Source organism: Streptomyces sp. NPDC007917 (assembly GCF_042959105.1).
Taxonomy (GTDB): domain Bacteria; phylum Actinomycetota; class Actinomycetes; order Streptomycetales; family Streptomycetaceae; genus Streptomyces.
This window is the reverse complement of record NZ_JBIBKK010000010.1, coordinates 248,321-261,672: the sequence shown is the minus strand read 5'-3', so window position 1 is coordinate 261,672 and position 13,352 is coordinate 248,321. Positions and strand designations below refer to the sequence as shown.

13 protein-coding genes are annotated in these 13,352 nt (G+C 74.6%); 9 read left to right on the top strand and 4 right to left on the bottom strand.

Annotation, left to right across the window (positions count from 1 at the left end):
* The first annotated feature begins 2 nt into the window (after positions 1–2).
* Entirely contained in the window at positions 3–287 is a 285-nt protein-coding gene (locus ACFZDL_RS22330) for an acyl carrier protein (protein WP_353593672.1), read from the top strand.
* A gap of 11 nt (positions 288–298) precedes the next feature.
* The gene (locus ACFZDL_RS22325) at positions 299–1,501 is read left to right on the top strand and encodes a nucleotide disphospho-sugar-binding domain-containing protein (protein WP_353593671.1); all 1,203 of its coding nucleotides are present in this window, start codon (positions 299–301) and stop codon (positions 1,499–1,501) included.
* 87 nt (positions 1,502–1,588) lie between these two features.
* Here ACFZDL_RS22325 and ACFZDL_RS22320 read toward each other — a convergent pair whose 3' ends face one another.
* Positions 1,589–2,497, bottom strand: a complete 909-nt coding sequence (locus ACFZDL_RS22320) for a helix-turn-helix transcriptional regulator (protein ID WP_353593670.1) — start codon at positions 2,495–2,497, stop codon at positions 1,589–1,591.
* Positions 2,498–2,596: 99 nt separating this feature from the next.
* Here ACFZDL_RS22320 and ACFZDL_RS22315 point away from each other — a divergent pair, with 99 nt between their 5' ends.
* Positions 2,597–3,391 (top strand): NAD(P)H-dependent oxidoreductase, encoded by a 795-nt coding sequence (locus ACFZDL_RS22315; protein WP_353593669.1) that lies wholly within the window; start codon positions 2,597–2,599, stop codon positions 3,389–3,391.
* 3 nt (positions 3,392–3,394) lie between these two features.
* On the opposite strand, the gene ACFZDL_RS22310 is transcribed toward ACFZDL_RS22315, so the two are convergent.
* Both ACFZDL_RS22310 and ACFZDL_RS22305 read right to left on the bottom strand, forming a co-directional pair.
* Positions 3,395–4,609: a nucleotide disphospho-sugar-binding domain-containing protein gene (locus ACFZDL_RS22310; protein ID WP_353593668.1), complete on the bottom strand. Its 1,215-nt coding sequence runs from the start codon at positions 4,607–4,609 to the stop codon at positions 3,395–3,397.
* A 4-nt stretch (positions 4,610–4,613) separates the two neighbouring features.
* Complete coding sequence (locus tag ACFZDL_RS22305) at positions 4,614–5,090, bottom strand: nuclear transport factor 2 family protein (protein WP_353593667.1); 477 nt, start codon at positions 5,088–5,090, stop codon at positions 4,614–4,616.
* Between the two features lie 184 nt (positions 5,091–5,274).
* On the opposite strand from ACFZDL_RS22305, the gene ACFZDL_RS22300 reads away from it, so the two are divergent.
* Genes ACFZDL_RS22300 through ACFZDL_RS22275 form a run of 6 tightly spaced genes read left to right on the top strand, consistent with a single transcriptional unit; the run spans position 5,275 to position 12,089 of the window.
* Positions 5,275–6,060, top strand: coding sequence for an SDR family NAD(P)-dependent oxidoreductase (locus ACFZDL_RS22300; RefSeq protein ID WP_353593666.1), 786 nt, complete (start codon positions 5,275–5,277; stop codon positions 6,058–6,060).
* A 14-nt stretch (positions 6,061–6,074) separates the two neighbouring features.
* On the top strand, positions 6,075–7,058 hold the full coding sequence (locus ACFZDL_RS22295) for an aromatase/cyclase (protein WP_353593665.1): 984 nt from the start codon (positions 6,075–6,077) through the stop codon (positions 7,056–7,058).
* Positions 7,051–9,336 carry an AMP-binding protein gene (locus ACFZDL_RS22290; RefSeq protein ID WP_353593664.1) on the top strand — a complete coding sequence of 762 codons (2,286 nt, stop codon included), beginning with the start codon at positions 7,051–7,053 and terminating at the stop codon, positions 9,334–9,336. Before ACFZDL_RS22295 ends, ACFZDL_RS22290 begins: the two co-directional genes overlap by 8 nt.
* A gap of 25 nt (positions 9,337–9,361) precedes the next feature.
* Complete coding sequence (locus ACFZDL_RS22285) at positions 9,362–10,126, top strand: SDR family oxidoreductase (RefSeq protein WP_353593663.1); 765 nt, start codon at positions 9,362–9,364, stop codon at positions 10,124–10,126.
* A gap of 32 nt (positions 10,127–10,158) precedes the next feature.
* Positions 10,159–11,499, top strand: a complete 1,341-nt coding sequence (locus ACFZDL_RS22280; RefSeq protein ID WP_353593662.1) for an FAD-dependent monooxygenase — start codon at positions 10,159–10,161, stop codon at positions 11,497–11,499.
* Entirely contained in the window at positions 11,466–12,089 is a 624-nt protein-coding gene (locus ACFZDL_RS22275; protein ID WP_353593661.1) for an antibiotic biosynthesis monooxygenase family protein, read from the top strand. Before ACFZDL_RS22280 ends, ACFZDL_RS22275 begins: the two co-directional genes overlap by 34 nt.
* A 72-nt stretch (positions 12,090–12,161) precedes the next feature.
* Here ACFZDL_RS22275 and ACFZDL_RS22270 read toward each other — a convergent pair whose 3' ends face one another.
* The gene (locus tag ACFZDL_RS22270; RefSeq protein ID WP_353593660.1) at positions 12,162–13,349 is read right to left on the bottom strand and encodes a nucleotide disphospho-sugar-binding domain-containing protein; all 1,188 of its coding nucleotides are present in this window, start codon (positions 13,347–13,349) and stop codon (positions 12,162–12,164) included.
* Positions 13,350–13,352: the final 3 nt, after the last annotated feature.

Genomic DNA, 13,352 nt, shown 5'->3' with positions numbered 1-13,352 from the left:
AGATGACACAGATGACCCGGATGACGCTGGCCGAGCTGACCACCCTCCTGCGCGAGTGCGCCGGCGAGGACGAGACCGTCGACCTCGACGGAGATGTGCTCGACACCCCCTTCACCGACCTCAACTACGACTCGCTCGCGGTCCTGCAGACGGTGGGCCGCATCGAGCGCGAATACGGCGTGCTGCTGGCGGACGACACGGTCGCCGAGGCCGCCACGCCCCGGCTGCTGCTGCAGTTCGTCAACGCGGGCCTGACCGAGGCGCGCACCCGTCCCGCCCAGGCCTAGGAGGCGCTGTCGTGCGCGTACTCATGGTCGTCACCCCCGTCAGCAGCCATCTGCAGCCGCTCGTCCCCCTCGCCTGGGCGCTGGCCGGCGCGGGCCATGAGGTGATGTGCGCCGGGGAGCCCGGGGCCGTGGAGGCGGCGCGCTCCGCGGGCCTGCACACCCTCGCCGTCGAGGCCGGGCCGCTGCCCGCCGACGCCCCGCCCCCGGCTCCGGCCCGGCCCACGGGCAGGGAGCCCGCGGCGGTGTGGGAGCCCGACTGGGAAGTGCTCGCGGTCCGCTGGCGGGCCCGGGTCGGCCGGGTGCTCGACGGATATCTGAGGTTCGCCCGCGAATGGCGGCCCCACCTCGTGCTGTCCGATCCGGTCGAGTTCTGCGGGCCGATCGTCGCCGGCGCGCTGGGTGTACCGTCGGTGGTCCACCGCTGGGGCACCGACATCCTGACCACGCTGGCCCGCGGCCCCGCCCGTGCCGCGCTGCGGTCCCTGTGCGAGCGGGCGGGCACCCCCCAGGGCCTGCTGCCCGACCCCGATCTGCTGCTCGACCCCTGTCCGCCGCTGCTGCGCCACCCCCGGGCGGCCCCGGCCAGGCCGGTGCGCTTCGTGCCGTACAACGGGCCGGGCAGCTACCCCTCCTGGGGGCCGCCGCGCTCGCCGGAGCAGCGGACCATATGCGTGTCGTTCAGCCACCAGACGATCGAGCGGTCGGGGACGGCGCCCCTGGCGGCGACGGCCCGGGCGTTCGAGGGCCTGGAGGGCGTACGGGGCGTGTTCACTCTGCCCCGGGCGCGCGTCGAGGAGCTCGGGCCGCTGCCGGCCAACGTACGCGTGATCGAGCCCACCCCGCTCTCGCAGCTGCTGCGGCGCTGTACGGCGCTGGTCCACCACGGCGGATCGGGCACCGGGCTGACGGCCCTGCACCACGGCCTGCCCCAGCTCGTCCTGGCCCCGCCGCTGCCCAGCCTCGGCGTCTACGCCGAACGGATCGCGGCCTGCGGCGCCGGCCGGTCGCTCGACCCCGGTGAGCAGCGGGACCCCGAGGCGATCCGTACGGCGCTCCGCGAGCTGCTGGACGACCGGTCCTACCGGGCGGCGGCCGGCCGGGTGCGCGAGGAGATGGCCGCCATGCCGGCCCCGGCCGAGGTGGTCGCCGACCTGGAGGAGCTGGCCGCGCCGCGCACCGCGGCGTCGCGGGTCGCCGGTTCCCGCGCGGCCTGAGCGCGGGCTGTCCGGCGCGCGGCCCGAGGACGGGCGGCATCCGGCGGGCGCATCCGGCGCGCGGCCTGAGCGCGGCCCGCGGCGGGCCTAGACGGTCACGGGCGCCTCGCGTTCACGGGCCACGGCCGGGGCCAGGCGGGCGAGGGCGGCGGCCTCGTGGCTCCTTGCCTCGGCGCCGAAGACATGCATCATCAGGCCCGTCTCGCCGGGCGCGGCGGGCACGTGCAGCGTCTCGTAGTTCAGGGTGAGCAGCCCGGCCTCGGGGTGGCGCAGCCGCTTGCGCCCCGCCCCGCACATCACGACCTCGCCGGTGGCCCAGATGCGCCGGAAGTCGGCGCTGTGCGTGGACAGGTCGGTGATGAGCGCGGCCAGGTCCGCGTCCTCGGGGTAGCGGCCCGCGGAGACCCGCAGCTGCCCCACGCTCTCGGCCGCGCGGTCCTCCCATTCGGGGAAGACGGTCCGCGACGCGGGGTCGAGGAAGAAGTACCTGGCCTGGTTGTGGTCGCGGCGGCCCGGGTCGGACAGGCCGCCGATCAGCTCGCCGCCCAGGTCGTTCCAGGCGAGCACGTCGAGGCGGTGGTTGGTGACGAAGGCCGGGACCCCGGCCATGGAGTCGAGGACCTGCCGCAGCAGGGGGCTGACCCGGGCCTCGGGCGGGGGACCGCCCCGCGTGCCGGCCAGGGTCGCGAGGTGGGTGCGCTCCGCCGCGTCGAGGCCGAGGGCCCTGGCGAGCGCGTCGAGCACCTCGGGGGACGGCTGGGTGGCGCGGCCCTGTTCGAGGCGGACGTAGTAGTCCACACTGATCCCGGCGAGCTGGGCCAGCTCCTCGCGGCGCAGCCCGCGCACCCGTCGGCGCCCGCCGCCGGCGATTCCGACGTGCTCGGGTGCGACGCGCCCACGGCGGGCGCGCAGAAAGCCGCCGAGCGCCCGCCGGGTGTCGCCGACCCCGTCGAGCCTGTCGATCGCGCCGGCTCGGTTGATGCCGTTGCTGTCCATGCCTTCCAGTATGGGTGGTCCTCGCAATACCAGGACTGCCGTTCCGCCGGTCACACAGGGTTCTGGCTACGGTGCCGCGCCCGGGGCAGCGTGGTGTGCATGACCAAAGCCACGCCGCAGCGGCGGAAGAAGATCCTGATCGTCAGCGCCCACCCCGAGCCCCGTTCCCTCACCACCTCCCTGACCTCCTTCGCGGCCGAGGAACTGCGCGCGGCGGGGCACGAGGTGCGGGTGTCCGACCTCTACGCGATGAAGTGGAAGGCGGCGGTGGACGCCGACGACTTCCCCGACCACGGAGGGGACCGGCGTCTTGATGTGCTGACGGCCTCGGGTGAGGCCACCCTGGCGGGGCGGCTGTCGCCGGACATCGCGGCGGAGCAGGAGAAGGTGCTCTGGTCGGACGCGGTGATCCTGCAGTTCCCGATGTGGTGGTTCTCGGTGCCCGCGATCCTGAAGGGCTGGATCGACCGGGTGTTCACTCATCAGTTCGCCCACGGCCCGGCCGTCCCCCCGCCGTACAGCGAGGGCGCCCTGGCGGGGCGGCGGGCGCTGGTGTCGGTGACGGTCGGCGCCCGCGAGTCGGCGTTCGCCGACCGGGGCATCCACGGGCGGCTGTCGGACGTCCTCTTCCCGCTCCAGCACGGCCTGTTCTGGTTCACCGGCATGGCACCGCTCGAACCGTTCGCGCTGTACGGCTCGCTGGATGTGTCCGAGGAGCGGTTCGAGGAGGTCAAGCGGGCGTACGGGCGGCGGCTCGACCGCCTCTTCACGGACGAGCCGGTCCCGTTCCGGACGCTCGACGGCGGCGACTACGGCCGCGACATGCGGCTGCTGCCGGGCGTGGAGGCGCCCGGGACGAGCGGCCTCGACATCCACGCCCGCCCGCGCGGCTGAGCCCTATGCGGCCGCAGCCTCCTCCAGGGCGGTGACGCGGTCGGCGGGGCTCGGCATGCGCAGCACCTCCGCGCGGAGACGGGCGGCGGCGCGGGCGTGGCGGGCGTCGTCCACCAGGGCCTCGACCGCTTCGCTGACGGCGGCGGGGTCGGACTGCCGCTCGGGCGGCAGGATGAGTCCGGCGCCGTGGCGGTGCAGGCGTTCGCCGATCTCGGCGGTGACCGGGATCTGCGCCAGCACCAGCTGCGGGGTTCCGGCCGCGGCCGCCGTGAGGCCGGTGCCCGAGCCGCCGTGGTGGACCACGGCCGCGCAGGTGGGCAGCAGCTCGGACATGGGCAGGCCCACCGCGACACGCGCCTTCCGCGGGGCCGAGGTCAGCGTCCGCGCCTGGTCCGCGCTGATCGCGAGCACCACTTCAAGACCCCGGCCGGCCAGGGCGTCGGCGGTCCGCGTCAGCAAGGGGGGCAGGGCGCCGGGGCGGACCTTGTGCCCGGAGACCCCCGCCGTGACGCACACCCGTGGCCTGGCGCGCTCCTCCAGCACCCAGCGCGCCACGTCCCCGGGGCCGTTGTACGGCACGTAGCGCACATCGAGCCGGGGGCGCGGCGCCGGATCGGGGAGGCGCAGCGCGGGCGGGCAGGGGTCGAACCAGGCGGTGGGGCCGGAGCGCGGGGGCACGCCGTGGCGCTCGAACAGACGCGGGTAGCCCGGCAGCGGACGGGCGCCCAGCTCGTGGTTCTCCACCCGCATGATGGTGGCCGTGCCCCAGCCGTGCCCGTAGGCGGGGACGCCGAGCGCGGCGGCGGCCACCGTGCCCGCGAAGCACAGCGCGTCGTGGACGACCACATCGGGCCGCCAGTGGCGGGCGAGGGCGAGGAGGTCGTCGGCCATCGCGTCCGCGACCGCGAACTGCTTGTCGGCCAGCGCGCGGAGCACCGCCTGCTGTGCCCCGTCCAGCAGACCGGGCCGCGACGCCCAGCCCTCCGGCCAGCGGCCGGGGCTGCGCCAGGGCGCGAGGTCCGCGCGGCTCCTGATCTGCTCCACGGCCACGTCCCGGCCGACGGGCACCCCGGTCAGCCCGGCCCGCGCCGCCGACGCCATGCACGAGGGCGGGGCGGCGAGCCGTACGTCGTGCCCGGCGGCCCGGCAGGCCCAGGCCAGCGGCACCAGGCTGAACAGATGGCCGGGCTCGGCCCATGTGGCGAACAGCACCCGCACGTGATCAGTCCAGGTCGTCGCGGTGGACCCGACGGTCGAGCACCAGCCACCTGCCGTCGCGCCGCACCAGCAGGTCCGCGCAGGTGGTGGAGGCCCGCAGGACGGGCTGCCCGGCGCGCGGGGTCTCCAGGACCTGGGCGTAGGAGCGGACGAAGACGGTGTTCTCGTCCTTCGGTTCGAGTGAGAGCATGCCCAGCCAGTGGCGGCGCCTGACGCCCCGCGCGGCGAAGTCGTCGGTGGCCTGGCGGGCGCCGGCGGCGATGGCCGCCCGGCCGCTGAACGGCTCGGGGTGGGCGTTGGCGGCGAAGACGCCGTCCTCGGCGAAGGTCTCCGCCCAGGCCTCGGCCTCGCCGTCGTCGAGCAGCCGCATCTGGTGGGCGTAGAACTGCTGGATCTCCGCGTACAGCTCGGCAGGCCCGGCGGCGGGTGCTGCGGCGGCGGGTCCGGCTGGTGCGGTGGCGGGGCGTGCCGCGACGGTCATGGCGGTCCCTCTCTCGCGTGCGCTCGGTTCCGGTGTGGTGTGCGCCAGCGTCGCCGCGGGCCCTCGTACGCCCCTTGACGGGCGGTGGAACGGCCGCTCGACCGCCGTGCGATCGAGGATCGAGAGCCCACGGTCACTCTCGGTGCAGACAACGCACTCAGGGAGCCCGGGGAGGACGACGCGCATGGCGAGCGACGAGCGGCGGGTGGCACTGGTCACCGGAGGCACGAGCGGAATCGGTCTCGCGGTGGCGCGGGGCCTGGCGGCGGCGGACTTCGCGGTCTTCATCTGCGCGCGGACCGCCGAGTCCGTGGAGATGACCGTCAAGGAGCTGCGGGCCGCGGGCCACGAGGCGGACGGTGTCCCCGCCGACGTGAGCAAGCGGAAGGGCGTGCGCGACCTGGTGGCGGCGGCGACCGGCCGGTACGGCCGGATCGACGTCCTGGTCAACAACGCCGGGCGCAGCGGCGGCGGCGAGACCGTCGGGCTGGCCGACGAGCTGTGGTACGACGTGATCGACACCAACCTCAACAGCGTCTTCCTCACCACGCGCGAGGTGCTGGCCGAGGGCGGGATGCGGGAGCGCGGCTGGGGCCGGATCGTCAACATCGCGTCCACCGGAGGCAAGCAGGGCGTCGTGCTCGGCGCCCCGTACTCGGCCTCCAAGCACGGAGTGGTCGGCTTCACCAAGGCGGTCGGCCTCGAGCTGGCCAAGACCGGCATCACGGTCAACGCGGTGTGCCCCGGATATGTCGAGACGCCGATGGCCGAGCGCGTCCGCCAGGGGTACGCGGCGGTGTACGGAACCACCGAGCAGGCCATCCTCGAACGCTTCCAGGCCAAGATCCCGCTCGGCCGCTACTCCACACCACAGGAGGTGGCGGGCCTGGTCGGCTATCTGGTCACCGACACCGCCGCGTCCATCACCGCCCAGGCGCTCAACGTCTGTGGCGGGCTGGGCAATTACTGAGGGGAACGGGTGCCGTGACCACCACCGAGACATACCTCACCACCCACGCCATCACCGTGCTGGCACCGGCCCGCACCGTGTACGGCATCGTCGCCGACGTCGCCGACTGGCCCCAGCGCTTCGCCCCCAACGTGCACGTCGAACACCTGGAGCGGACGCCCGGCGGCGAGCGGATCCGGATCTGGGCCACCGCGGGCGGCGTGGTCAAGAACTGGACCTCGCGCCGTGAGCTGGACCCGGACGGGCTGCGCGTCACCTTCCGGCAGGAGGTGTCCGCGCCACCGGTGGCGGCCATGGGAGGTGAGTGGATCGTCACCGCCCACGGGGAGAACGTGTCCCGGCTCGAGCTGCGCCATGACTTCCGCGCGGTCGACGACGACCCGTCGGGTGTCCGCTGGATCACCGCGGCGGTGGACCGCAACAGCGAGTCCGAGCTGGCGGCGGTGAAGAAACTCGCGGAACTCGGCGAACAGCTGGGGGAATTGGAGTTCTCCTTCGAGGACACGGTGTTCACGGCGGGTGACCCCGCGCTGATCTACGACTATCTGTACCGCGCCGATCTGTGGCCCGAGCGGTTGCCGCATGTGTCCAGGCTCGACCTCAAGGAGGACCCGGCCGGCGAAGGGGCGGCGGGCGCGGCCGAACCGCGGGTGCAGGTGATGGCCATGGACACCCGTACCGCCGACGGCTCGGTGCACACCACCGAGTCCGTACGGGTCTGCTTCGGACCGGACCGCATCGTCTACAAGCAGACCACCGTGCCCGCGCTGATGACCGCGCACACCGGGAGCTGGACGATCACCCCGGCGGGCGACGGGGTGGCCGTCACCTCCCGGCACACCGTGATCCTCAACCCGGCCGCGGTGGAGCGGGTGCTCGGCCCCGACAAGACCGTCGCCGACGCCCGCGCGTATGTGCAGCGCGCGCTGAGCACCAACAGCACCACGACGCTGCGCCACGCGCGGGCGTTCGCGGAGGCGGCGGCCACTCGTGGGTGAGGCGAGCGGCGGGGCCGGGACGGTCGGCACCACCGAACGGCTCGACGGGCTGCCCGCCACTGCCGCCCGCGCCCACCCCACGCGGACCGCGCTCGTGTGGGGCACAAACGCCCCCGGCCAGGAGGCGGCCGAGCTGGACTTCGCGGGCCTCGACCTGCGGGTCTCGCGCGCCGCGTACGCCATGCGCCGGCTGCTGCCGGGGCGGGAGAGGGCGGCGGTGGCAGTCGCCTCCGTGCTGCACCCGGACTTCGCCGTGGCCTATTACGCGGCCGCGCGCAGCGGAAACGTGGTGGCGGTGGTCAATCCGCTGCTGCGCGAGGAGGCGCTGCTGCACACCCTGTCGGTGAGCGAGGCGCGGCTGGCGCTGGTGGACGCCGGGCTGTACGCGCGGCTCGCCCCGGTGCGCGACCGGCTGCCCGCGCTGCGGGAGGTGGTGCTGATCGGCCCGGTCGAGCCCGGGGCCCCTCCGGGCGTACCGCGTCTGGACGACGTCCTGGAGCCGCGGACGCCGGCCGGGCCGCCGGGCGCGGTGGGCCCGGACGACGTGGTGTGCGTCCAGTTCACCAGCGGGACGACGGGGCTGCCCAAGGCCGTGCGGCTCACCCATCGCAATCTGGTCGTCAACGCCGCGCAGATCGCCGAGGCACACCGCGTCGGCCACGGCTCGGTCGCCCTCAACCACCTGCCCACCTACCACCCCATGCACCTCAACTCGGCCGTGTTCGCGGGCGCCACCCAGGTGCTGTGCGCCGCCCCCGACCCGATCGACGCGGTCGAGGCGGCCAACCGGCACTCCGCCACGCACTTCTACAGCCTTCCGGTCCGCCTCGCCCGTCTCGCCCGGCTCGCCGCCGACCCCGCGCGCGCCCGCGCCCTTGAGGGGTTGCGGCTCGCGACCGTGCGGCAGATCGCGTCCGGCGGCTCGGCGCTTCCGGTGCGGGACGCGGCGCGGCTCGCCGAGCGGTTCGGGGTGCCGGTGTTCCAGGGGTACGGGCTCGCCGAGACCTCCCCGCTGACCCACAGCGACGACCCCGGCCGCCCGGTGCCCGGCTCGGTGGGCCGCCCGGTGGCGGGCACCGAGTGCCGGGTCGTGGACGTCGAGCGCCGTACGGTGCTCGCGCCCGGCGAGGTGGGCGAGGTGCAGGTGCGCGGCCCGCAGGTGATGAAGGGCTATCTCGGCGGCCCGGACGGCACCGGCCTGGAGGACGGCGGCTGGTTCTCCACCGGCGACGTCGGCCGGATCGACGAGGAGGGGCGGCTGTTCCTGGTCGACCGGCTCGGGGACACGTTCAAATGCGACAACTTCCTCGTCGCGCCGACCGAGATCGAGCAGGTGCTGCTCGGCCACGAACAGGTCCGCGAGGCCGTGGTCTTCGGCCTGCCGGACCCCGCGCGGGGCGCGCTCGCCGCCGCGCTGGTGGTGCTCCAGCCGGATGCGGGCGGGCCGGACGACGGCCGTCCGGCGGCCATCGCGGCGGCCGTGGCCGACCAGGTCCCGTACTACCAGCGGCTCCACCACATCGAAGCGGTGGAGGCCATCCCGCGCAACGCGAACGGAAAGGTGCGCCGCCGCGCCCTGCGCGACGCCCTCATGGCGCGCCTTCGGACGCGACCCCGCGCCCACGCCACTGTCCGAACCCAGGAAGGCCGAACCGTGGACCACCCGACCGGTCTGTTCACCGTCATCAACACCTTCACGCTCAAGGACCACGGCCGGGCCGATGAGTTCGAGCGGCGCTTCCTCGACCACGTGGCGTGGATGCGCGCCCAGGACGGCTTCGACTCGCACCAGGCGGTGCGGCTGGTGGAGCGGCCCGGGGTGTACGTCAACCTCGGCCGCTGGCGCTCGCCCGAGTCGTTCCAGCGGGTGCGGGGCAGCGAGGTGTTCCAGGCACACGCCGAGGAGTTCCACGAACTGGTGGAGGTGGACGCCGACCCGTCCCGCAATGTGCTGCGGACGGGCGGCGATGTCACGGAGGGCGCGCCGGTGGTGGTCGTCGAGCGGCTGGGCATTGAGGGGGCCGGTCCCAGCCTCGACGCGTTCGACGACTCCTACCGGGAGTACGCCGGTGCCCTGACGGCGCGACCGGGCTTTCTCCACGCCGACCTCAGCCGCTCGCTGACGCGGCCCGGCCACTACACCTTCGTCACCTGGTGGTCGGATGTGGACGCCTGGCGGGCGGCCCGCGCCGACGCCCCGGCCAACGGCACGGCCGAGTGCGCCGTGCACCTCGCCGCGCAGGCCGCGGCGGTGAAAGCGGCGGATCGTGTCGGCTGAACCGCACGTGTGGGCTGAACCGCACGTGTCGGCTGACTCGGCCACGCTGGGGCTCGACGGAAAGGTCGCGCTGGTGACGGGGGCGACGCGCGGCGTCGGCTTCGCGGTGGCCCGCAAGCTGGCCGCCGCGGGCGCCCAGGTGATCCTCGACTACGCGCACAGCGAGGCGGACGCCGAACGCGCGCTGCGCGATCTGTCGGGGCTCAAGGGCAGCGCGATCGCCCGGCGGGCGGATGTCACCTGCCCCGAGCAGCTGCACGCGCTGCTGGCCGCGGTGCGCGAGCGGTACGGCCGGCTGGACGTCTTCGTGCACAGCGTCGCGTCCTGGCACCCGATGCCGGCGGTCGGGGCGCGCCCCGAGGACGTACGGGCCGACCTCTCGGCCGCACTGGACCCACTGCTGCACGGCGCCTCCGCGATCGCCGACCTCATGGCGGGCGGGCCCGGGCGGATCGTCGCGGTGTCCAGCAGCGGGGCCCACCGCGCCGTGCCGCGCTATGTCGGCCCCGGCATCGCCAAGGCGGCGCTGGAGAGCCTGGTGGGCTATCTCGCCGTGGAGCTGGCGGGCCGCCGGATCGCGGTCAACGCGGTCGCCACCGCGAAGCTCGACAAGGGTCCCGACACCCCCGACCCGGCGGCCGCCGCGGCGCTTGCCGCGCGCACCCCCGGCGGCCGGCTGACCACACCGGCCGACGTCGCCGATGTGGTGGCCCTGCTGTGCACGGCGGAGGCGGGCTGGATCCAGGGCCAGGTGATCACCGCCGACGGCGGTCTGGGGCTGCGCGCGTGAGCGCACCGGCGGCGCGTCAGAAGGGAGCGCAGATGGCGGAGGAGGAGTTCGACACCGATGTGTGCGTGGTCGGCGGCGGTCCGGCGGGGCTGGTCCTGGCGCTGCTGATGCTGCGCTCGGGGGCGCGGGTGACGGTGGTGGAGCGCTCCCGCAGCCACCACCGGGAGTTCCGCGGCGAGATCCTGCAGCCCGGCGCGATGGCGCTGCTCGACGACCTCGGCGTGCTGGCCGGGGCCCGGGCGCGCGGCGGACACGAGCACGACCGGTTCCGCCTGGTCGAGGGGGACCGGGTGCTGCTGGAGGCCGACTACCGGCTGCTGCCCGCTCCGTACGACCACCTGCTGAGCATCCCGCAGGCGCATGTGCTGGACGAACTGCTCGCGCACTGCCTCCGCTTCACCGGTTTCCGGTGGCTGGAGGGGCGGCGGGTCGGCGGTCTTGTGCGCCGGGAGGGCCGGGTGGCCGGCGTCACGGCGGCCGGGCCGGTGGGCCCGTGCACCGTGCGGGCCCGGGTGGTCGTCGGCGCGGACGGCCGCTATTCGCGGATCCGGCGGCTGGCGGGCATCGGGGCGGGGCGCACGGAGGCGTTCGACCACGATGTGCTGTGGTTCAAGCTCAAGGAGAGCAGAAGCCAGAACAAGCAGCAGAGCACAGTCCCGGACAGAGACCGGACCAGGAACGAGAGCGGAAGCGACCGCCTCGAGCCGCCCCTCCGCGATGTGCGCGTCTTCCGCGCCGGCGGCAGCCCCGTGCTCGTCTACGCCTCCTGGCCCGACCGCATCCAGATCGGCTGGACCCTGCCGCACAAGGGGTATCGCGATATCGCCGGGCAGGGCCTGGACCACGTCAGGGACGAGCTCTGCCGCGCCGTGCCGCCGTACGCCCACCTCATCCGTGAACAGATCCGCTCGCAGGGCGATCTCAGCCTGCTGGACGTCTTCTCGTCGCGGGCCGAGCGCTGGGCCGACGACGGCCTTGTGCTGATCGGCGACGCCGCCCACACCCACAGCCCGATCGGCGCCCAGGGCATCAACCTCGCCGTCCAGGACGCGGTGGTGCTCCACCCGGTCCTGGTCGGGGCGCTGGCCGCGGGGGACACCGGCGCGGCGCGCCTCAGGGCGTTCGAGGAGCGCCGGAGCCCCGACATCGCGGCCGTCATGCGGCTGCAGGCCCTGCAGAGCAAGGCGATGCTCTCGCAGGGCGCCTTCGCCACCCGGGTGCGCCCCCGCCTCGCCCGGGTGCTGCGGCACACGCCGCTCTACCGCAAGATCCTCCACCGCATCGCGTACGGCAATTCGTCGATCCGTATCTCGGACGGCTCACACGAAAGGGTTATGTCATGCCGGAGAAGAAGCACGGCCCCGCCCCTGTGACGGTGGTCGCGCGCTTTGTGCTGACGGACAGGCACAAGCAGGACACGGAGGCCTTCGAGGAGGCGTTCGACGGCTACCGCGAATACATGACGACCCAGCACGGATTTCTGCGCACCTCGCTGCTGCGGTCGCCCGACCACCCCGACCGGCACGTCATCGTCACCGAGTGGCGGGACAACCCGTCCTACAAGGCCGCCGTCATGGTCCCGGACTTCCTCCTGCTCACCGCCGCCGGGCTGATGGAACTCGCCGACCTGGTCAACGACCACGGCCCGGTGCTGGCCTCGGCCCGCGCTCCGGAGGCGGACGCGGCGGAGGCGGCCGGCGACGGGGTGGGGCAGTACTGCGTGGTGACCTCCCACGAGCCGGGCGACGAGGCGCCGCTGCCGGCACGGCTCGACGCCGCGTCCCGCCGCGCGGGCTTCGTCTCCGGCTCGGTGATCGCCTCAGACCGCCGCAAGGGCGGCGGTGTGAGCCTGGTGCGGGTACGGGACGCCGAGGCGGCGCGGGCCGCGGCGGGGCCCGGTGAGGAGATCTACGAGGTGATGGCCGAGGCCTCCATGGACGGCGCGGCCAGCCGCGCGGCCTGAGCCGGCCCGAGTGGCGGACCGACTGAGGGCCGGCCCCGCGGGGCCGGCCCTCCCACACGTCCCCAAGGCCCCTCACACCGGCTGCGGCTGGGCCAACTGCTCCAGGTCGGCGACGACCCGCGAGGGCACCGGCATCCGCTCCATGTCCTGCCGCAGCTCCCCGGCCGCCTTGGCGTAGCCGGGCTCGGACAGCAGCGTGGTCAGACACTCGCGCAGCACCTCGGGGTCGTCCTGGCGGGCCGCGTCGTCGAGCGTGATGCCCGCGCCCACCGCGGCCAGCCGGTCGCCGGTGGCGAACATGCAGGCCAGCTGCGGCAGTACGAGCTGCGGCAGGCCGAAGGCCGAGGCGGTGAGCGCGGTGCCGGCCCCGCCGTGGTGGATCACCGCCGCACAGCCGCCGAGGAACAGATGCAGCGGCGTGGGGTCGATGATCCGTACGTTGTCCGGGACCGGGCCAAGCTCCTCGCGGTACTCCTGCTCGACGGTCGCGACCGCCTCGACGTCCGACAGCCCCTCGAAGGCCCGCAGCACCTGCCGCAGATGCGGGACGCCGTTGAGGACGAGGGTGCGCAGTCCCATGGAGACGGCCACCCGCCGGGGCCGGGAGCCCGCCCGGGCGACGGCCTCGTCGCGCAGCCAGTCCGGCATGACACCGCTGCCGTTGGCGGGCACGTACCGGATCGGGGTGCCCGGCTCCGCCGTCGGGAGCTGGAGCGCGGGCGGGCAGGGGTCGAGCAGCACGGTGGGGTCGGGCAGCCCGTCCAGGCCCAGGCGCTCGCACACCCCCTGGAGGGCGAGGCGCGCCGCCGGGCGCGCGGGGCGGGTGTACGGGTCGACGCCCCAGCGGTAGTGCGCCACCGGCACGCCCAGCACCCCGCCGAGGATCGGCGCGGTGTACTCCAGCAGATCGGAGACGATCAGGTCGGGGCGGTAGGCGCGGGCGAAGTCGAGGTAGTCGGGCAGCAGGTACTTGGTGTGCACCATCCACATCCGGGCCGCCCCGGCCACCTGCTCCGACGCGGGGCGGCCGAGCGACTCGACGAGCCGTTTGCCCTCCGGGAGGCCGCCGAGCAGCAGGTCGTCGACGTGGAACCAGTCGCCGATGCTCACGGCGCTCAGCCCCGCGGAGCGGGCCGGGCCCATCACATCCGGCTGCCCGGCCACCAGCACCTCGTGTCCCGCGCTGCGCAGCGCCCAGGCCAGTGGCACCAGGGGCGCGAAGTGGGAGGACACGGGGGTGGACATCATCAGGACGCGCATCTG